The organism is Pseudarthrobacter sp. CCNWLW207 (genome assembly GCF_037203945.1).
Lineage (GTDB): Bacteria > Actinomycetota > Actinomycetes > Actinomycetales > Micrococcaceae > Arthrobacter.
The window spans coordinates 471939-489925 of sequence record NZ_JBBCBS010000001.1; the positions used below are offsets into that span (position 1 = coordinate 471939).

Genomic DNA, 17987 nt, shown 5'->3' on the forward strand with positions numbered 1-17987 from the left:
CTTACTTCTTGTCTGCGTAAGCCTTGTAAGCCTTGTTCGCCAACTCTACGTACTTGGACTGGCCCTTCGCGTCGAGTTCCTTCACGTAGGCGTCGAACTCGCTCAGGGGCCGCTGGCCGGTGATGAACTTCAGGGTGTTCTGCTTGACGTGGTCCTTCAGCGGGGTGAGCACCAGGGTGGCCTGCTCGCGGTCCACGTCACTGAACGGCACGGGCGGCGCCACGGGCTTGGGCTTCTTGGACTTCATGGCCTTCTGGAACGCCAGTTCCTCCTCGTTGAAGGTGGAGTGCAGCAGGTCGGTGGTGCCGCCGTAGGCGAAGTTGCCGCCGGAGAAGCCGTACTCCATGCGCAGGTCCTTGGTGCCCGCCGGGTTCAGGCCCTGGAAGTTGATGTCCTTGGCCAGGACGCGCTTGCCTCCCTCCTTAGTGAAGGTGGTGCCTTCCACGCCCCACTTGGAGAACTCCTGCCCGGCGTCGCTGTAGAACAGCCAGTCGATGAACTGGATCAGCGCCACAAAGCTGTCCTTGTCCTTCACTGACGAGTTCAGCATGATGCCGTTCTCCAGCCGCGAGCCGCCGATGATGTCGCCGGCCGGCCCGCCGGGCACCGTAATCTTGCCCACCTTGAAGTTGCCCTTGCCCAGGGACTGCTCCATGGAGGTGCGGTACGTGATGATGTTCTGGGAGTTCGCGCTGATCACGAACGACTTGCCGGAGACGAACTTCTGGATGGCCGAATCGTCGGTCTGGGTAAAGCTCTCCGGGTCCATCAGCCCTTCGGCCACCAGCGAGTTGAAGTACTCCAGAAGCTCCTTGAACTGCTTGGTGCCGGCGCCGAACTCGAACTTTTTCTCCGACTCGGCGAAGTTCAGCCCGTCCACCAGGCCCCAGCCGGCCACGGTACCGAAGGCATTGCCCGCAATGTTCAGCACGCTGTCACCCTTGAAGCGGTCGGAGAAGGGCACGACGTCGGGATAAGCCTTTTTGAGCGACCGCAGCACCTCGCGGAACTCATCCCAGGTCTTCGGCTCGGCGATGCCTTCCTTTTCCAGGATGTCCTTGCGGAACGCCACCGTGTAGTCCGGCCACAGCTCCTCATGCAGGCCCGGCAGCACGTAGTATTTGCCGTCCTCCTGGGTGAGCCCGGCGATCTCGGGCTCCAGCTTCCACTTCTTGACCTTGTCCTGGAAGTGCGGCATCAGGTCCACGTAGTCGCTGACCGGCAGCACTGCGCCGGAGGAAACGTAGGCCGATTCCTGGCCCGGGTAGGTCTTGGCGATGATCTCCGGGGCGTTGCCGGAGCTGATGAGCAGGCTGCGCTTCTGCTCATAGTCGCTGCTGGGCACGATGGTGGTCTCCAGTGTGACGTTGTTGTCCGAGGCCATCTTGGTGAACAGCAGCCAGTCCTTCTTGAACGGGTACGTGGGCTGGTCGCTGAAGAGGAAGCTGAACGTCAGCGGCGCCGTCGCCTTGAACGTATCCCCCACCCCGAAGCTGTCCATGGCGCCGGTGCGGGCCTTGGAGGTATCAATTTTGCTGCCGGAATCTGAATCACAACCGGCAACCACCAGGCCGAAGGCTGCGAGCGCTGACAGGCCGAGGAAGTCTCGTCTGCGAAACTCTGGTTTTGCAATCATGGGCTTTCCTTTCATAAGGGTTATTCCTTGACGGAGCCGAGCATGACGCCCGAAAAGAAGTACTTCTGGACGAACGGGTAGATGCACAGGATGGGGATGACGGTCAGGACGATGGTGACCGACTGGATGTTGGCGGCAATCTGGCCCACGTTTTCCGCGGTGCCGCCGGCGGAACCGGCCGTGGTGACGCCGGCGATCATGTTGCGAAGGTAGATGGTCACCGGGAACAGCTCCGGCTTGTCCAGGTACAGGAACGCCTGGAACCAGGAGTTCCAGTTGGCCACGGCGTAGAACAGCACCATGGTGGCCACGATCGCCTTACTCAGCGGCAGCACCACCTTGAACAGCACGCCGTACTGGGTGAGGCCGTCGATGGCGGCGGCTTCCTCCAGTTCGCGGGGCATGTTTTCGAAGAACGACTTCATGATCAGCAGGTTGAAGACGCTGATGGCGTTCGGCAGCACCACCGCCCAGATGGAGTCCCGCATGCCGAGCGAGCTGATCAGCACGTAGTTGGGGATCAGGCCGCCGTTGAAGAACATGGTGAACACCGCGATGCCGATGAACACGCTGCGGCCCTTCAGGTCCCTCTTGGCGATGGCGTAGGCGAAGGACGTGGTCAGCACCATCGAGATGGCCGTGGCCACCACCGTGTACAGGACCGTATTGCCATAGTTGTTCCAGAAGGTGGAGTCGGCCAGGATCAGCTTGTACGTCTCCACGTTGAAGCCCAGCGGGAACAGGTTCACCTGCCCGGCGTTGATGAACCCTTCGCTGGAGAACGACTGGGCCACGATGTTCAGGAACGGATATACCGTCAGGAACACCACCAGCAGCAGGAAGGCCAGGTTGACCACCCGGAACACCCGCATGCCGCGGGAGATTTTCATGTCCTTGACCAGCACGCCGGTTTCCTTCCTCGCTGCCTTCGAACCCGCCCTGTTAAGGAGTGCTTCCTTCATGACTGCCCCTTTCACCACAGGCTCGTTCCGGCGAGTCGCTTGGAGATGGCGTTCGCGGAGAGGATCAGCGTGAGGCCGATGACGGATTCGAACATTCCGATCGCGGCCGCGTAGCTGAAGTTGGACGATTCCAGGCCCACCCGGTACAGGTAGGTGGAGATGACATCGGAGGTTTCGTAGTTCAGCGGGTTGTAGATCAGCAGGATCTTTTCGAAGCCCACGGCCATGAACGTACCGATGTTCAGGATCAGCAACGTGATGATGGTGGGCCGGATGGCCGGCAGCGTCACGTGCCAGGTCTGCTGCCAGCGGTTGGCGCCATCGATCCGTGCCGCCTCATACAGCGACTCGTCCACCCGGGTCAGGGCGGCCAGGTAGAGGATGGCGCCCCAGCCCATGGTCTGCCAGACCTCGGAGCTGATGTACATAGGCCGGAACCAGGATGCGTCCTGGGTGAAGTTCACCGTGGTGCCAAACAGGGATTCCGCGATCTGGTTCACCGTGCCGGTCATCGAGAAGTTCTGCAGGATCATGCCGGCGATGATCACTACGGACATAAAGTGCGGCAGGTACGCGACGGTCTGGACGAACTTCTTGAATTTCTGTGACCGAAGCTCATTGAGCATCAGCGCGAAGATGATGGGCATCGGGAAGCAGAACAGCAGCGTCAGCACACCCAGCACAATGGTGTTCTGGAACGCTTGCCAGAAGCTGGGATCGTTGATGAACAGGGTGACGTACTTCAGCCCCACCCATTTCTCGCCGAAGATGCTGCCGCCGGGCTGGAACTGCCGGAACGCGATCACGTTGCCGGCCATCGGCAGGTAGCGGAACACCGCGAAGTAAAGCAGCGGCAGCGCCACCAGGGTGTACAGCCGCCAGTCCCGCTTGAGGGCCAGCTTCCAGCCGTTGGGCTTGTTCCGCGGCTTGGTGCCGGGCGGGTCCGCGGTGACCGCCTCGGGAGGTACTTCCAGTTGAATGGCCATGGTATTTCCTCCTATCGGATGGTTTCTGCGGGCACGGTTTCTGTGGGGATTTCTTCCAGGACGAGGACGCCGTTGGCGGCGAGCTCCACGGTTCCCTGGAGCCGTGTGCCAGTGATGCGGTCGGTGCCGCCAGCCTTCACATCCACGCTGACGGGGGCGTCGTTGTGGTTCAGGACAAGCAAGTAGCTGCCCCGGTTGCCGGTTCGACGGCGGACCTGGACTCCCAGCGGAGCGTCCAGTTCCGCACGGATCCCGGCAGCCGCACGTTCGACGGCGAGCAACTCCTCCAGGAAGGTGCTGTCCACCCGGGCGGACAAGTAGACGGCGGTGCCCTGGCCGAAGGTGTTGCGGGTGACGGCCGGTGAGCCGGAAAGCCTTCCAGACGCATAGGTGGCGAGGACCTCGGCTGTTTCGGTGTGCAGGTGCTCAGTCCAGTAACTGGCGGAGGCGGTGCCGCCGTCGGCCGTTGAAAGCTTGACCTCCTCACCCTCTCCGGCGAGCGGATGCAGTTCCTCGCTCCACGCGCCGAGCACGTTCCGGAGGGCGCCCGGGTAGCCGCCGAGGCGGATGGTGTTGTCCGGGTCCACAATGCCGGAAAGGTAGCTGGCCACCAGCCGGCCGCCGTCGGACACGTAGTCCTCGACGCGCTGCGCCGCCTGGTCCGAAAGCAGGTACGACGCCGGGAGGACCACCAAGCCGTATTGGCTAAGGTCTGATGCGGTGTTGACGAAGTCCACCGGAATGTTGGCATCGAAGAAGGGCCGGTAGAGGCGGAGGACCTCCTGCGTATAGCTCAGGTCCGAGCGCGGCGAGTTGCCCAGTTCCAGTGCCCACCAACAGTCCCAGTCGAAGACGATTGCCACCTTGGCGGCGGAGCGGGTGCCCGTAATGCCGCCGAGGCCTTTGAGTTCCTGGCCGAGTTGGCAGACTTCGCGGAAGACGCGGGTGTTGGGGCCGGCATGGTTGACCATGCCCGAGTGGTAGCGTTCGGTGCCGCCCTTGGCTTGGCGCCACTGGAAAAAGAGGATGGAATCCGCGCCCTGCGCAATGGCCTGGTACGAGCCCAGCCGCATCTTGCCAGGGAGCTTGGAGACGTTGACGGACCACTGGCTGACCGCCGCGGTGGCCTGTTCCATGACCAGCCAGGGCTGGCCTTTTCGGAGCGACCGCATGAGGTCGAAGTTCAATGCGGCGGCCACGTGGGCGTCGGCTTCGCGCGGGTCCGGGTAGATGTCCAGCGCGGCAGCGTCCTCTTCCGCGGCCCAGGCCCAGTAGTCGTTGTTTTTGTAGAAGCGCATGAAGTTCGTGACGATTGGCAGGTCCGGGGTGTGCCGGCGCAGGATGTCCCGCTCCGCCTTGTAGTGCTCCAGCATGGAGTCCGAAGTGAAGCGGTGGTAGTCCAAGCGGCGGGAGGGGTTGGACCAGGTGCGGGGCTGGGCGGGGGCGTTGACCTGGCTCCAGTCCGAGTAAACCTGGCCCCACACGTCGGTGCTCCAGGCCTGGTTAAGTTCGGTCAGGTCGGTGTACTTGCGCTGCAGCCATTCCCGGAACGCGCGGTCTGCGTGCGGGCCGTAGGAAACGGGGCCGTATTCGTTGTTCACGTGCCACATGCAGAGGGCCGGGTGCTGGGCGTACCGCTCCCCCAACTTTTCCGCCATGGCCAAGGACTTTTCGCGGTAGGCGGGGTGGGAGACGTCGAAGTGCTGGCGCGAGCCGAAACCGAAGGTGGTGCCGTCCGCCAGGACCGGAAGGATGTCCGGGTGCTGGGCGATCAGCCAGGCCGGCGGTACGGCATCCGGGGTGGCCAGGTCTACGCCGATGCCGTTGGAATGCATAAGGTCCATGACCTCGTCCAGCCAGCCGAAGTCGTACACGCAGTCGGCGGTTTCGAGCCGGCTCCAGGAGAAGACGGCCAGCGTGACCAGGTTGACGCCAGCTTCCTTCATGAGGCGGACGTCCTCTTGCCAGACCTCGCGCGGCCACTGTTCCGGGTTGTAGTCGCCGCCGTAGGCAATGCCGCCGAGGCGTTCGTGCAGGTGTTTCAGGCGGTCTTCGGCCGTGCTGTGTGGCTCGCTGGTCATCATTGTCCTTTGGTTGGCACGTCGGCCGCGTGGTTCCAACCCTGCGACCTGCATCACACGTAGAAAGTATCGTAAACTTTACGCAATAACAACACCTTGGATAGCGTATTCCACTACCACTTTGGCTAGACCCGGTGGGGATATGGGCTTGATGGCGCATCTTTGACACACTTTCGGCCGCTTGGAGACAATCGCCGCAAGACCCGGACACTTGTTGTTTCCGAGGAACTATGGAAACTATCGGAGAGGCTCAGTGTGCGGAAAGTGGCAACGGCTGCGAAAGACCGAACCACCAAAGCCTTCCGCCTGCTAAAGTAGTGTTGGATTTCCAACATAACTTGTTTGCATTGCCACTACTGCCCCGGGGAGCATCATGGACCTGTCACCCTCTTTCAAGGCCTACGACGTGAGGGGCCTGGTCGGCGTCTCCATCACTGCAGAAAGCGCCGAAGCTGTGGGCGCAGCCTTTGTTGACGTCCTGGGCCTGTTCGGCCAGACCATCGCCTGCGGCGGCGACATGCGTCCGTCCTCGCCCGAATTCAGCCGCGCCTTCGCATTGGGCGCGGCGCGGCGCGGGGCGTCCGTCCTGGAACTCGGCCTGATCTCCACTGACGAGCTCTACTACGCGTGCGGCTTCCTGGAGATGGCAGGGGCCATCTTCACCGCAAGCCACAACCCCGCCGAGTACAACGGCATCAAGATGGCCAAAGCCGGCGCCGTGCCGGTTTCCTCCGAAACCGGTCTCGACGCCATCAGGGACCTAGCTCAGCAATACCTTGACAACGGGATCCCCGCGGCCCGGACCGAGGGCAACATCTCAAGGCAGGACGTCCTGGCCGGCTACGCCGAAAGACTGCGCTCGCTGGTACCCCTGGACGGAATCCGGCCACTCAAAGTGGTGGTGGATGCGGGCAACGGCATGGCAGGCCTGACAGTACCCGCAGTCCTCGGCGACCAGCTCCTCCCGGCCCTGCCGCTCACGGTGGTTCCGCTCTACTTCGAACTCGACGGAACGTTCCCGAACCACCCCGCCAACCCGCTGGAACCTGACAACCTCCGTGACCTGCAGGCCGCCGTCGTTGCCCACAATGCGGATCTGGGGCTTGCGTTCGACGGCGACGCCGACCGCTGCTTTGTGGTGGACGAGACCGGACAGCCGCTGACGCCGTCGGCCATCACCGCGCTGATCGCCGTCCGCGAGATCCGGCGCGCGCAGGCCGCCGGGGAAGCGGAGCCGGTCATCATCCATAACCTGATTACGTCACGCGCCGTGCCGGAAATTGTTGCCGAAGCCGGCGGACGGCCCGTACGGACCCGTGTGGGGCACTCCTTCATCAAGGCAAGGATGGCCGAGGAAGGGGCCGTGTTCGGCGGCGAGCATTCCGCGCACTACTACTTCCGCGACTTCTACAACGCGGACACAGGCATGCTGGCCGCCATGCACGTCCTGGCGGCCCTGGGCGAACAACACGGTCCGCTGTCCGGACTGGCCCGTGAATTCGAGCCGTACGCCGCCAGCGGGGAAATCAACTCCTCCGTGGAGGGGGTGGCAGCCACGGTTGCTCAGGTCAGGGCCAGCTACGAAAACGCGGGCACCATTGACGAACTCGACGGGCTCAGCGTGATCGACGAGACCGGAAACTGGTGGTTCAACCTGCGGCCGTCCAACACGGAGGAGTTGCTGAGGCTCAACGTCGAAGCCTCGGACGCGGCCACCATGGAGCAGGTGCGGGACGCGGTGCTGGAACAGATCAGGCGCTAGGAGCGGGTTACCGGGCTCCAGAATCCCGGCCCAGCACCACGTTCACCGGCTCCTGACCGTCAAGCAGCAAGGAGATCTGCTTCCGGACCAGCCTGGCCATCCGCGGCAGCATGGCCGAGCTGGCCCCGCCCACATGGGGCGTGATCAGCACTCCCGGGACTGTCCACAGCGCATGGCCCGCCGGCAACGGCTCGGGGTCGGTCACGTCCAGCGCGGCCCGCAGCCTCCCTGAGGCCGTTTCACGAAGCAACGCTCCGGTATCGGCCACAGGGCCGCGCGCCACGTTCACCAGGAGCGCCCCGTCGGCCATCGCTTCAAGAAACCGACCATCCACCAAGTGCGTGGTCCGCTCGGACAGGGGCACGCTCACCACCACGATGTCGTGCAGCGGCAGCTGCCCATACAGCGAATCGATCCCGTAGATGCGGCCGCGCTCATCGTCCCGTTCACGGCTGGCCATCCGCGTCACACGGGTTTCAAACGGCAGGAGCCTGGCCTCGATGGCCTTGCCCACGCCGCCGTAACCCACCAACAGGACACGGCGGTCCGCCAGGCTGGGACGCTGACTGGTGTCCCAGGTCCCCGTCGCCTGGTTCCGCACAAAATCCGGAATCCCGCGCTGGCTGGCAATCATCATTCCCAGGGCGAGCTCGGCGGTGGACGTCTCGTGGACCCCTGCCGCATTGGCGAAAAGGCAACCCGCGGGCAAAACGGCCGCGACGCCGTCGTACCCAATGGACTGGCTCTGCACGAGCCCAACCTCAACACCGTCCAGTGCGGCCAGTGCCCCCGGCTTGCCCATATAGGGCGGCACCAGGAGGTCAAACTTTTCCGACGGCGACGGCGCCGGCCCGGCAAGGTCCCACAGCACAAAGTCGACATCGTCGGAGGGCCCAACTGCATCCAGCAGCCTCGGGTCGGGCAGGCTCACCCGGAGGCGGGCCGTCACCGCGCCACCACCAGTTTGACGTTGGCGGCCCGGAGCGCAGCCTCGATTTCCCGCGGTGGCTGAGCATCCGTGACCAGGACGTCGGCCGCATCAAACGCCGCAAGCCGGGCCAGCGCATACCGGAGCATTTTTTGGTGCGTGGCCACCACCACCACCTGTTCCGCAGAGTTCATCAGCGCAATCTTGGTGGCCCGTTCCACATCCCGTTCGATGTAGAACGCCTCGTCATGGATCCCGCTGACCCCGATAAAGGCGGTCTTCGCGCGAAGGCCCGCTGCGGCGGAGACGGTCATGGGTCCGTTGAAAGCCTGGCTGTCCAGGAGCAGCTCACCGCCGAGGCAGATGGTCCGCGCCGATGTCAGCTGCAGGCAACGCTGGATGGCGGGGGCCGAGTGCGTGATGATGGTGCCCGCGAACGACGCCGGCAACTCCTGTGCGATCTGGTACGTGGTGGTTCCGGCGTCGAGGATGATGGCGTCCCGCTCGCTGATCATCGAAACACAGGCCTGTGCTACCCGCTGCTTCGCGTCGGAGTCCTCCCGGACCCTGGCCGCGAAGTCCGCGTTCTGCCCGCTGGCGTTGACCGCGCTGACTCCGCCGTGCACCACCCGCACCAGCCCCTTTTGGGACAGCACGCGGGTGTCCCGCCGGACCGTCATGTCCGATACCGCGAACGATTCGGCGAGGTCCATCGTGGAAATGAACCCCCGCCGTTCGAGCTGGTCCAGGATGGTGCGCTGGCGGGGCGTCAGCGGCGCCTCTTCATGTGAGCTGCTCATATCCCCTTCTCCTGCTTCCCTTAGCCGGACGCGCTAACCTGGCAGCGTGTTGCAATTCCAACACAAATCTACTTAATGCCTGGCCCCTGCGCCCGCATTCAGCAGTTCCACGGGGCGTCCTTCGATGATGGAGCGCTCGGCCGCGAGGCCCATGCGGACGGACTGGAGGCCGTCCGCGACGGTGACTTCCACCGGGCCTTCGCCCAGGATGGCCTTCCGGTAACCAAGGTGCTCGTAGTAAGTGGAACCGTGGTGTGCCCCCGCCGCGAGCACAGCTTCATCAACCGGAACCTCGTGCAGCTCCGGACCCAGCGGCGACCGCGGGCTGAACTCCACCGTGGCCTCGGCTTCGTCGCCCTCAATCCAGTGGTTCGCCGCCACCGGAATAAGGGTCTCGATCTTGGCGGCATCGCCCACGATGGAGATGCGCTCCTGGAACTTGGAGCCTTCGGCGAACATGGACAGTTCCAGCATGGCCCGGCGCCCGCCCTTGAAGTCCACAATCACGAAGGCGTTATCGATCATGTCCGACACCCTGCCGTTGTACACCTCGTCCATGTGGTTGACGTCGTGGCCGCCGCTGGCGTAGACGCGCACCGGTTCGTCCTGCAGGATCAGCCGCATCAGGTCAAAGAAGTGGCAGCACTTCTCCACGAGGGTTCCGCCGGTCCGCTCGGCAAAGCGGTTCCAGGCATCCACCTTATGAAGGAACGGGAAGCGGTGCTCCACGATGGACAGCATGTAGATGTTGCCTAGTTTGCCGCCGTGCGCTGCCTGGATGATCTCCTGCACCGGCGGCATGTACCGGTATTCCATGGCAACCCACACCGGCGCGGTGTAGCCGGCTGCCAGCGATTCAAGTTCGTCGGCCTGTTCCGCCGTGGTGCACACGGGCTTTTCCACCAGCACGGGCAGGTTGGTGCCGCTGGCGAAGATGTCCTTGAGGATGGCCAGATGTGTGTCGTTGGGGCTGGCGATAACCAGCGCATCCACCAGGCCGGACTCAAGGAGGTCTTGGTGGCGGCTGAACGTCTGGACCTCGTAGCCGATCTCGGCAACTGTCTCCGCGAGGGACGACGCCTGGGGGTCGGAAACTGCTGTGATTTGGCTCCCAGGGATCAGGGCGAGGTTCCGCACGTGTTCGCGGGCCATATGGCCGGCACCGATGAGTCCGTACCGAATGGTCCGGACCGCTTCCGCAGAAGGCAATGACATGAGCTGCTCCGTTTCTCTACGTTGAGTATGGGACCGCGGCGTTGCATCCCAAACAGAACTATACCGAAAGTGTTGTTATTCCAACATAGCGTGTGTATATTTCTTCAGTACAAGCCGTGACTACAACGAGGTGGAACGTGTACCAACCGTCATCAGGAACCCTGCTCTTCATAGGCTGCGCAACTCTTGACTCCATTGCCCTCGTCCAGGATTACCCTGCCGCAGACAGCCGTACCGTCGCCACCGATTTCGCCACTGCAGGAGGCGGACCCGCGGCAACCGCAGCAGTTGCCGCAGCCCGGGCCGGCGCAAACACAGCGTTCGCCGGGGTCCTGGGAACGGACGAGGAAGGCGACCGCATCATCAGCGGCCTGCAGGCAGAGGGCGTAGACACCTCAGCGGTGATCCGCGACCCAGCCGTCAAGACAGGCGCCAGCGTGATCGTGGTCAGCACGGCGTCCGAAAGCCGGGCCATCGTCACGCGTCCGGTGCCGCCGGTCAGCTTCCCTGCGGAGGGCCGCTTCCGTGAACTGCTGAAGTCCGCCGCTTGGGTCCACGTGGACCACCTGGGTTGGAACGCCGTCGCTGGCATCCCGGGGCTGAACCCCGGCGACCTGACCATCAGTGTGGACGCCGGCAACCCCATCCCGTCCTTCAGCCCGCGCGGCGTGGCCCTGTACGTGCCCACCATCGAACGGCTCCGCGCCGAGTACGGCGAGGAGTTGGCCGTTGAGGAGCTGCTCCAGAAAGCCATCGACGACGGCGCCTCCGCCGTCGTCGCGACGGCAGGCGCCGAAGGCGCCTGGGTGAAATCAGGAACCGGCCCGGCGATCCATGTTCCGGCCACGCCGGCCACCATCCTGTCCACCCTCGGCGCCGGCGACGTGTACCACGGCGCACTCCTCGCCGCTGTTGCCGCCGGCGTCCCGCTGGTGGAAGCTGCCGCTTTCGCCGGCCGAACCGCCTCCGCCTCCTGCGCAGGACTGGATGGCCGCTCCAAGATCCCGCACCAGACCATCACTCCCGCCCTAGCCACCAACAACCTCGCCTAGCTGAAAGAAGCAGCACATGATCCTCACAGACCTCTCCCCCCTCCAGCGCCCGTCTGGCGCATTCGCGATGCTGGCCGTGGACCAGCGCGAGGCGATGCGCAACATGATCGCCGAACACCAGGAAGCCCCCGTCACGGACCAGGACCTTCAGGACTTCAAGCTCCAGACCGCGAAAATCCTCACTCCCTACGCCTCCGGCGTCCTCATCGACCGGCAGTTCGCCCTCGACCAGGCCATCGAGGACGGCGTCGTCGACCCCGGCTGCGGACTCATCGCCTCGGCCGACCACTTTGAATCCGCGCACGGCGAGCTGGTGGGCGAAGTGACCATCGACCGGCTCGTGGACCCGCATAAATACGCTGCACTGGGCGTCAAGGCCCTCAAGCTGCTGGTACTGTACCGCCCGGACGAGCCCGCCGACGGACGCGTGGCCATGGTCCGCGAATTCGTCGAGATCTGTCAGTCCGCCGGGCTTATCAGCATCATCGAACCCGTCTCCCGCAAGCCCCTCTCCGGGGACGACTTCGACTGGAACGCCGGCATCCTGGCCGCCGCCAAGGAACTCGGCAACCTGGGCGCGGACCTCTACAAGGCAGAGGTCCCTTTCCACGGCCAGGCCCCCGAAGCGGAGGTACGCGCGGCCTGCGCCGACCTGACCCGGGCCATCGACGGCCCGTGGGTGGTCCTCTCCTCCGGCGTCCCGGAGGACGTGTTCCCCGACGCCGTCCGGTGGGCCTGCCTCGAAGGCGCCAGCGGCTTCCTGTCTGGACGCGCCGTGTGGGCGTCCTGCATCGGCGCCCCCGACGTCGTCGAATCCCTCTCAACGGATGCCGTCCGGCGGCTGCAGCGCCTCTGCGCCGTGGTGGACGACGTCGTCTCATCGCAAAAGACCAGTGCATGAGCCGTCCCGACGCGCGCCAAAGCGCTTCCTGGTGACAGCTATTCCGTAGGCAACAAGCAAGGCACAGCAAAACACTCAACGAGGAGAATATTGTGAGTCAGATTTCACGTAGGCAGGCCATCGCGATTCTCGGAGCCCTGGGATTCGGTGCAACTGCAGCAGCATGCGCCGGACCGGGCGGCACCACCGCACCAGGCGGCGCCACGGGACCGGCCGCACCCGCCACCGGCGCCGTCACAGGCAAGGTCTCGTTCGCCCACTGGCGCGGTGAGGACAAAGCGGTGTTCGACGAACTGATCAAGCGCTTCGCGGCATTGCACGACGGCGTGGAGGTGGTCCAGGACATCTCCACCTCCAACGACTACAACGCCCAGGGCCTGCAGAAGGTCCGCGGTGCAGCCATCGGCGACGCGTTCGCCACCTTCCGCGGCGCCCAGTTCAAGAACTTCACCGAGGCGGGAATCTACGCCGAGCTCAAGGGCAGCAAGGCAGCAGCCAACTACCAGCCGGGCCTGCTGACCGCCGGACAGTCAGGCGACAGCCAGCTGGGCCTGCCCTACCAGGTGGTCTTCCCCATGCCCATGGCCAACGCCGACCTGTTTGATAAGGCCGGCGCGGAGATCGCCCCGAAGGACTGGGACGGCTTCCTGGCCATGTGCGAAAAGCTCGCGGCCTCCGGGGTCATCCCCATCTCCTGGCCGGGCGGCGACGTCGGAAACGGCGGCCAGCTGTTCAACTGCATGATCGCCAACAACGCCCCCGTGGACGACATGTGCGCCCAAATCGAGCAGGGCAAGCTCAAGTGCACCGACGACTGGTTCCTGAAGATGCTGGGCCAGTACAAGGAACTGGTCCCATACCTGCAGCCGAACGCCACCGGCACCGCCGTGGAGCCGGCACAGAACCTGTTCTCCCAGGGGAAGGCCGCCATGCTGGCCACCGGCTCGTACCACCTTGCGGCAGTCCGCGGGCTCGGAGCCGCGTTCCCCATCGAACTGGTCTTCCCCAACACCTCAGACGGCAGCGGCAAGTTCGAAGGAGCCTACAACGCCACGTTCATCTTGGGCGTCAACTCCGCGAGCAAGAACCAGGCCGCCTCCGCGGCGTGGATCGACTTCCTCTCCGAGCCCGAGAATGCCGGCTACTACGCCAACCAGACAGCCCAGCACGTGGCCGTGAACAACGTGGAGTACACCAACGCGGACCTGAAGCGCCTGAGCCCCTGGCTGGACAAGAAAACGGCGCTGGCCGCCCGCTTCCAGTTCCAGAACCTCGATGTCCGCAACGCGGTGGAGGCCAGCGCCACGGCTGTCATCTCGGGCACCAGCCCCGAGCAGGCCGCCGAAGCCGCCCAGAAGATTGTTGACGAACGGCTATGAGTACCCATACCAACATGGCTGCCAAACGGAAGGCCCCGGACAGCCGAACCCAAACCGACGCCGCGAAGGGGCGCCGCCGCTCCCCCACGCGGGTGAATCCGGCACTGTACCTCTTCCCGCTTCCCGCCGTCGCCATCATTGCGTTCTTCCTGGTGATGCCTACGCTGCAGGCGTTCCAGTACGCCATCACGGACTGGAACGGCTTCTCGGCGGCGTTCAATTACGTGGGGCTGGACAACTTCGTCCGGGCCTTCACCAAGGACTCACTCTTCACCAACGCGCTGACCAACAACCTGAAGTTTGTGCTGATGGTGGTGATCGCGCAGACGGCGTTCTCGCTGGTGCTGGCCCTGCTCCTGACGAAGAACTCGCGCGGCAGCATCCTGCTCCGGGCCCTGTTCTTCTTCCCCACCATCCTGTCCTCCGTGTCCGTGGCCTTCATCTGGAAGTTCATCTACGACCCTAACTTCGGCCTCGCCAACGCGGTCCTGGGCGGCGTGGGCCTCGAAGCCCTGCAGGGTTCCTACCTCGGCAACAACGCCCAGGCCCTGTACTGGGTGGCCGTGACGCAGGTCTGGTTCCACGCCGGGCAGATGATGGTGGTGTACATCGCCGGCCTGCAGGCCATCCCGCGGGAACTCTACGAAGCAGCCGCGATGGACGGCGCCAGCAGGTGGCAGCAGTTCAAGTCCATCACCTGGCCGTTCGTCGCCCCTGCCACGTCGATCGTGGTGGCCTACACCACCGTCCAGTCGTTCAAGGCCTTCGACCTGATCCTGGGCATCGCGGGCAACCCGCCCAAGCAGTCCCTGGACATCCTCTCCACTCGCATCTACAGCACCTTTGCCAACTCGGAGTTCGGCTACGCCGCCGCCCAGTCGATCATCTTTATGGCGATGATCGCCCTGGTCACCTGGCTCCAGCGCCGGTTGCTCCGGCTGACCCCGAAGGGGGAATGACAGCATGCTCGCTTCACTAAGCCGCCGCGCAATTCTTGGAATCTACGCGGTCATCATCATCGTTCCGCTGACCGTGGTGGGGTTCGGCAGCTTCAAGTCCACACAGGAACTCTTCGCCGGACCGTTCAGCCTGCCGCAGTCCCTCTCCCCTGCTAACTACGCCGAAGTGATCGGCGGCCAGGACCTGGGCTCGTCTTTCACCAACAGCGTGATTGTCACCGCCATCTCCGTGCCGCTCACCCTGTTCCTGGCCAGCCTCGCCGGGTACGCCATCTCCCGGCTCAAGGGGTTTATGGCCTGGGCCATCTTCGGCTTCCTGGTCCTGGGCATGGCCATCCCGGCGCAGGCCAACATGGTGCCGCTGTACGTCCTGTTCGGCCGGCTCGGCCTGCTCGACAGCCTTGCAGGCCTGGTGCTGGCCAACGTGGTGTCCACGCTGCCCATCGCCGTCTTTATCCTCGGCGGGTTTATGAGGACCCTGCCCAAGGAGCTGTACGAGGCATCCTCCATTGACGGCACCGGCCCGTGGCGGACGTACGTGTCCATCGCGCTGCCGCTCTCGGCCCCGTCCGTTGCTGCCGCGGCCATCTTCCTGTTCGTGATCCATTGGAACGAGCTGCTCTACCCGCTGCTGTTCATCCAGTCACCGGGCAACCGGACTTTGCCGCTGGCACTGCTCAGTTTCCAAGGCGAATTCCAGACCAACTACCCGCTCCTGTTCGCCGGCGTCATCCTGGCCTCCCTGCCCGTGGTGGTGGCCTACGTCTTCCTGCAGCGCTACTTCGTCGCCGGGATCACCGCGGGTGCCAGCAAGGGATAAGGAACCCGGACCTCCACCAGCCCAACGAAAGGCAACACACGTGAACCTGAAATCAGCCCGACACCTGGTGAATGGAACCTGGCACACGGCCGGCAGTTCCAAGGACGTGACCGACCCCGGAAACGGCAGCACCATTGGCGAAGTCGCGTGGGGCACCGCCCACGACGCCACTTCGGCCGCAGACGCCGCTGCCGAAGCCTTCGGTGCCTGGTCCCGCACCACGGCCCGCATCCGGGCGGACCTGCTCCGGAACGCAGCGGACCTCTTGGCTGAACGCCGCGACGAGCTGGCCCACACCCTGGCCCTGGAAGCCGGCAAACGGCTCCCGGAAGCCCAGGGCGAGGTGGACTTCTCGGTGGAGTACTTCCGCTGGTTCGCCGAGGAAGTCCGTCGCTCCACCGGCACCGTCAGCCCGCCCGAGCTTCACGGCCGGCGCCACCTCAGCCTCCGCAAGCCCATCGGCGTGGCACTCAGCCTCACGCCATGGAACTTCCCCGTCTCTATCCAGGCACGCAAACTCGCCGCAATGCTGGCCGCAGGCTGCACGGTGGTGGGCCGCGTCTCTGAAAAGGCGCCGCTCGCCGCCACCGGCCTGTTCGAGGTGCTCCACGACGCCGGGTTCCCCGCCGGCGTCGTCAACCTGGTTCACGGACCCTCGCGCGACATCACTGCCGCTCTGCTCCAACACCCTGCTGTGCGGGCCGTCAGCTTCACCGGATCCACCGGCGTGGGCCGCCAGATCATGGCCTCCGCCGCGGAACGCGTGGTCCGCCCGCTCCTGGAACTGGGCGGCAACGCTCCGTTCATCGTGTTCGAGGACGCGGACATGGACGCTGCCGTGGACGGGGCCATCCTGGGGAGGCTCCGCAACACCGGCCAGTCGTGCGTGGCAGCGAACCGCTTCCTGGTCCAAGACAGCATCGCCGACGAGTTTGCCCGTAAGCTAGGCGCGCGGTTCGATGCGATGAGCCTCGGGCATGGCGTCCCCGACGGCGGCGCTCCAGTCCCGGACCTCGGCCCCATGATCGACGCCGAGCGGGTTTCCGCCGTGCAGGCCCTGGTGGATGACGCACTCGCCCGCGGCTCCCGCCGCGTCACGCAGCGAACCGATGTCCCCGGGCAGGGTGCCTTCATGGCCCCAACACTGCTGACGGACGTCCCCGACGACGCACCCCTGGTGAGTGAAGAAGTGTTCGGCCCGGCGGCCGGCATCGTGACCTTCTCGTCCGACGAGGACGCCATCCGCAAGGCGAACGCAACTGAGATGGGCCTCGCCGCGTACGTCTGGAGCCGCGATCCCAAGCGCGCTTGGGACATCCCCGAACGCCTGGAAGCGGGCATCGTGGGGGTCAACGATCCCCTCCCCTCCGTGGCCTTCGCCCCCATGGGCGGCGCCAAGCAGTCCGGCCTGGGCCGCGAAGGATCAAGCCTTGGCCTCGAGGAGTTCGAGGAGGTCCAGTACGTGGCCTGGAGGCCATAAATGCTGACCACCGGGCTGGTGCTGGGCGCCGTCGTCGTGGGAGCCGGGATGCAGCGCATCACCGGCATGGGCTTCGCGCTGGTGGCTGCTCCTTTCCTGGTCCTGCTCCTGGGCCCGGTGGAGGGGGTGGTGCTGGTGAACGTCTGCGGCGCCGTGACGGCGGGGGCCATCATCTTCCGGGTGGTGCGGGACATCGACTGGAAGCGGTACGCGGCATTGGCGGCGTCGGCGCTGCTGGGAATCATCCCGGCAGCCTTCCTGATCCGGCTCATCCCGCCGGCGGTGTTGGAGATCTCCATCGGGGTGCTCCTCGCCGTCGGGCTCACCGTTCTGCTTGGCCTCAAGTCCGCCACGCTGCCTCCACGCCGCCGCTACCTATTCACGGCCGGCGGCCTGAGCGGGTTCATGAACACGGCGGCCGGGGTGGGCGGGCCTGCGGTCAGCATGTACTCCATCGCCACCCGGTGGCAGCACAAGTCCTTCGCTGCGACCATGCAACCGTACTTCTTCACCATCGGCGTGTTCTCCCTGATCTCCAAGGCCCTCACTGCCCCGGCCACATTCCCCGCGTTGCCATGGGGAATGTGGGTGGCCGTCGCGGTGGCCTGCCTCGCGGGCCTGGTACTGGGCGACGTCGCTGCCCGGTTCGTTCCGGCCCGGGCAGCCCAGGTCCTGCTGATCGTCCTGGCGTACCTGGGGGCGGCTGCCACCATCATCCGCGGCGTGATCGACGTCGTCGGCTAACAGCCGCTGCTGCACCTATCCCATCCACCCAACGACCAACGAAAGGGCTGCCATGACTGTCGTTTCCCCACAAGAAAACTTACTGCGTGTGTCCACCAGCAAGGGCGAGACCGTCACCCTGACGATTGATGCGAGCGCTCCGGTGACCATCCAGCTTGATGTTGGAGGGCTGTGCGACTGCGGGGGCACTGCCAGTGTTGCTGGTGCATACACAAATACCGACTTCGGCACTCACTAATCAGGCATCATTCTCAATCTTCACCCGCAACATGAAAGGAAATA

Annotated in this window: 16 protein-coding genes; 9 read left to right on the forward strand and 7 right to left on the reverse strand. The window is 64.7% G+C overall.

What is annotated here, in order from left to right:
- Nucleotide 1: 1 nt before the first annotated feature.
- The 4 genes from V9L17_RS02115 to V9L17_RS02130 all read right to left on the reverse strand — a co-directional run bounded on the left by V9L17_RS02115 (nucleotide 2) and on the right by V9L17_RS02130 (nucleotide 5665).
- Nucleotides 2–1651: an ABC transporter substrate-binding protein gene (locus V9L17_RS02115; protein ID WP_337350281.1), complete on the reverse strand. Its 1650-nt coding sequence runs from the start codon at nucleotides 1649–1651 to the stop codon at nucleotides 2–4.
- Between the two features lie 5 nt (nucleotides 1652–1656).
- On the reverse strand, nucleotides 1657–2526 hold the full coding sequence (locus V9L17_RS02120; RefSeq protein ID WP_376045533.1) for a carbohydrate ABC transporter permease: 870 nt from the start codon (nucleotides 2524–2526) through the stop codon (nucleotides 1657–1659).
- A gap of 83 nt (nucleotides 2527–2609) precedes the next feature.
- Nucleotides 2610–3584, reverse strand: coding sequence for an ABC transporter permease (locus V9L17_RS02125; RefSeq protein ID WP_337350283.1), 975 nt, complete (start codon nucleotides 3582–3584; stop codon nucleotides 2610–2612).
- Nucleotides 3585–3595: 11 nt separating this feature from the next.
- Complete coding sequence (locus tag V9L17_RS02130; RefSeq protein ID WP_337350284.1) at nucleotides 3596–5665, reverse strand: beta-galactosidase; 2070 nt, start codon at nucleotides 5663–5665, stop codon at nucleotides 3596–3598.
- A gap of 373 nt (nucleotides 5666–6038) precedes the next feature.
- On the opposite strand from V9L17_RS02130, the gene V9L17_RS02135 reads away from it, so the two are divergent.
- The gene (locus tag V9L17_RS02135; RefSeq protein WP_337350285.1) at nucleotides 6039–7427 is read left to right on the forward strand and encodes a phosphomannomutase/phosphoglucomutase; all 1389 of its coding nucleotides are present in this window, start codon (nucleotides 6039–6041) and stop codon (nucleotides 7425–7427) included.
- A gap of 7 nt (nucleotides 7428–7434) precedes the next feature.
- On the opposite strand, the gene V9L17_RS02140 is transcribed toward V9L17_RS02135, so the two are convergent.
- From V9L17_RS02140 to V9L17_RS02150, 3 genes are all read right to left on the reverse strand, one after another.
- A complete protein-coding gene (locus V9L17_RS02140) occupies nucleotides 7435–8376 on the reverse strand; it encodes a 2-hydroxyacid dehydrogenase (RefSeq protein ID WP_337350286.1) in 942 nt (313 codons plus the stop codon).
- The gene (locus tag V9L17_RS02145; protein WP_337350287.1) at nucleotides 8373–9155 is read right to left on the reverse strand and encodes a DeoR/GlpR family DNA-binding transcription regulator; all 783 of its coding nucleotides are present in this window, start codon (nucleotides 9153–9155) and stop codon (nucleotides 8373–8375) included. The genes V9L17_RS02140 and V9L17_RS02145 overlap by 4 nt, the downstream gene beginning before the upstream one ends.
- A 72-nt stretch (nucleotides 9156–9227) precedes the next feature.
- Nucleotides 9228–10370 (reverse strand): Gfo/Idh/MocA family protein, encoded by a 1143-nt coding sequence (locus V9L17_RS02150; RefSeq protein ID WP_337350288.1) that lies wholly within the window; start codon nucleotides 10368–10370, stop codon nucleotides 9228–9230.
- 137 nt (nucleotides 10371–10507) lie between these two features.
- On the opposite strand from V9L17_RS02150, the gene V9L17_RS02155 reads away from it, so the two are divergent.
- The 8 genes from V9L17_RS02155 to V9L17_RS02190 all read left to right on the forward strand — a co-directional run bounded on the left by V9L17_RS02155 (nucleotide 10508) and on the right by V9L17_RS02190 (nucleotide 17943).
- Entirely contained in the window at nucleotides 10508–11422 is a 915-nt protein-coding gene (locus V9L17_RS02155; RefSeq protein ID WP_337350289.1) for a PfkB family carbohydrate kinase, read from the forward strand.
- Nucleotides 11423–11438: 16 nt separating this feature from the next.
- Nucleotides 11439–12323, forward strand: a complete 885-nt coding sequence (locus V9L17_RS02160; protein ID WP_337350290.1) for an aldolase — start codon at nucleotides 11439–11441, stop codon at nucleotides 12321–12323.
- Nucleotides 12324–12415: 92 nt separating this feature from the next.
- A complete protein-coding gene (locus tag V9L17_RS02165) occupies nucleotides 12416–13702 on the forward strand; it encodes an ABC transporter substrate-binding protein (protein WP_337350291.1) in 1287 nt (428 codons plus the stop codon).
- Entirely contained in the window at nucleotides 13699–14661 is a 963-nt protein-coding gene (locus V9L17_RS02170) for a carbohydrate ABC transporter permease (protein ID WP_337350292.1), read from the forward strand. The genes V9L17_RS02165 and V9L17_RS02170 overlap by 4 nt, the downstream gene beginning before the upstream one ends.
- A 4-nt stretch (nucleotides 14662–14665) precedes the next feature.
- Nucleotides 14666–15481, forward strand: a complete 816-nt coding sequence (locus V9L17_RS02175; protein WP_011691793.1) for a carbohydrate ABC transporter permease — start codon at nucleotides 14666–14668, stop codon at nucleotides 15479–15481.
- A gap of 40 nt (nucleotides 15482–15521) precedes the next feature.
- Nucleotides 15522–16961, forward strand: a complete 1440-nt coding sequence (locus V9L17_RS02180; RefSeq protein WP_337350293.1) for an NAD-dependent succinate-semialdehyde dehydrogenase — start codon at nucleotides 15522–15524, stop codon at nucleotides 16959–16961.
- Entirely contained in the window at nucleotides 16962–17705 is a 744-nt protein-coding gene (locus V9L17_RS02185; protein ID WP_337350294.1) for a sulfite exporter TauE/SafE family protein, read from the forward strand.
- A gap of 52 nt (nucleotides 17706–17757) precedes the next feature.
- On the forward strand, nucleotides 17758–17943 hold the full coding sequence (locus V9L17_RS02190) for a hypothetical protein (RefSeq protein ID WP_337350295.1): 186 nt from the start codon (nucleotides 17758–17760) through the stop codon (nucleotides 17941–17943).
- Nucleotides 17944–17987 lie beyond the last annotated feature (44 nt).

Coding starts and splice junctions, on each gene's coding strand:
- V9L17_RS02135 (WP_337350285.1), top strand. CDS start 6,039: ATGGACCTGTCACCCTCTTTCAAGGCCTACGACGTGAGGGGCCTGGTC.
- V9L17_RS02150 (WP_337350288.1), bottom strand. CDS start 10,370: ATGTCATTGCCTTCTGCGGAAGCGGTCCGGACCATTCGGTACGGACTC.
- V9L17_RS02160 (WP_337350290.1), top strand. CDS start 11,439: ATGATCCTCACAGACCTCTCCCCCCTCCAGCGCCCGTCTGGCGCATTC.
- V9L17_RS02115 (WP_337350281.1), bottom strand. CDS start 1,651: ATGAAAGGAAAGCCCATGATTGCAAAACCAGAGTTTCGCAGACGAGAC.
- V9L17_RS02130 (WP_337350284.1), bottom strand. CDS start 5,665: ATGACCAGCGAGCCACACAGCACGGCCGAAGACCGCCTGAAACACCTG.
- V9L17_RS02125 (WP_337350283.1), bottom strand. CDS start 3,584: ATGGCCATTCAACTGGAAGTACCTCCCGAGGCGGTCACCGCGGACCCG.
- V9L17_RS02170 (WP_337350292.1), top strand. CDS start 13,699: ATGAGTACCCATACCAACATGGCTGCCAAACGGAAGGCCCCGGACAGC.
- V9L17_RS02120 (WP_376045533.1), bottom strand. CDS start 2,526: ATGAAAATCTCCCGCGGCATGCGGGTGTTCCGGGTGGTCAACCTGGCC.
- V9L17_RS02175 (WP_011691793.1), top strand. CDS start 14,666: ATGCTCGCTTCACTAAGCCGCCGCGCAATTCTTGGAATCTACGCGGTC.
- V9L17_RS02185 (WP_337350294.1), top strand. CDS start 16,962: ATGCTGACCACCGGGCTGGTGCTGGGCGCCGTCGTCGTGGGAGCCGGG.
- V9L17_RS02145 (WP_337350287.1), bottom strand. CDS start 9,155: ATGAGCAGCTCACATGAAGAGGCGCCGCTGACGCCCCGCCAGCGCACC.
- V9L17_RS02190 (WP_337350295.1), top strand. CDS start 17,758: ATGACTGTCGTTTCCCCACAAGAAAACTTACTGCGTGTGTCCACCAGC.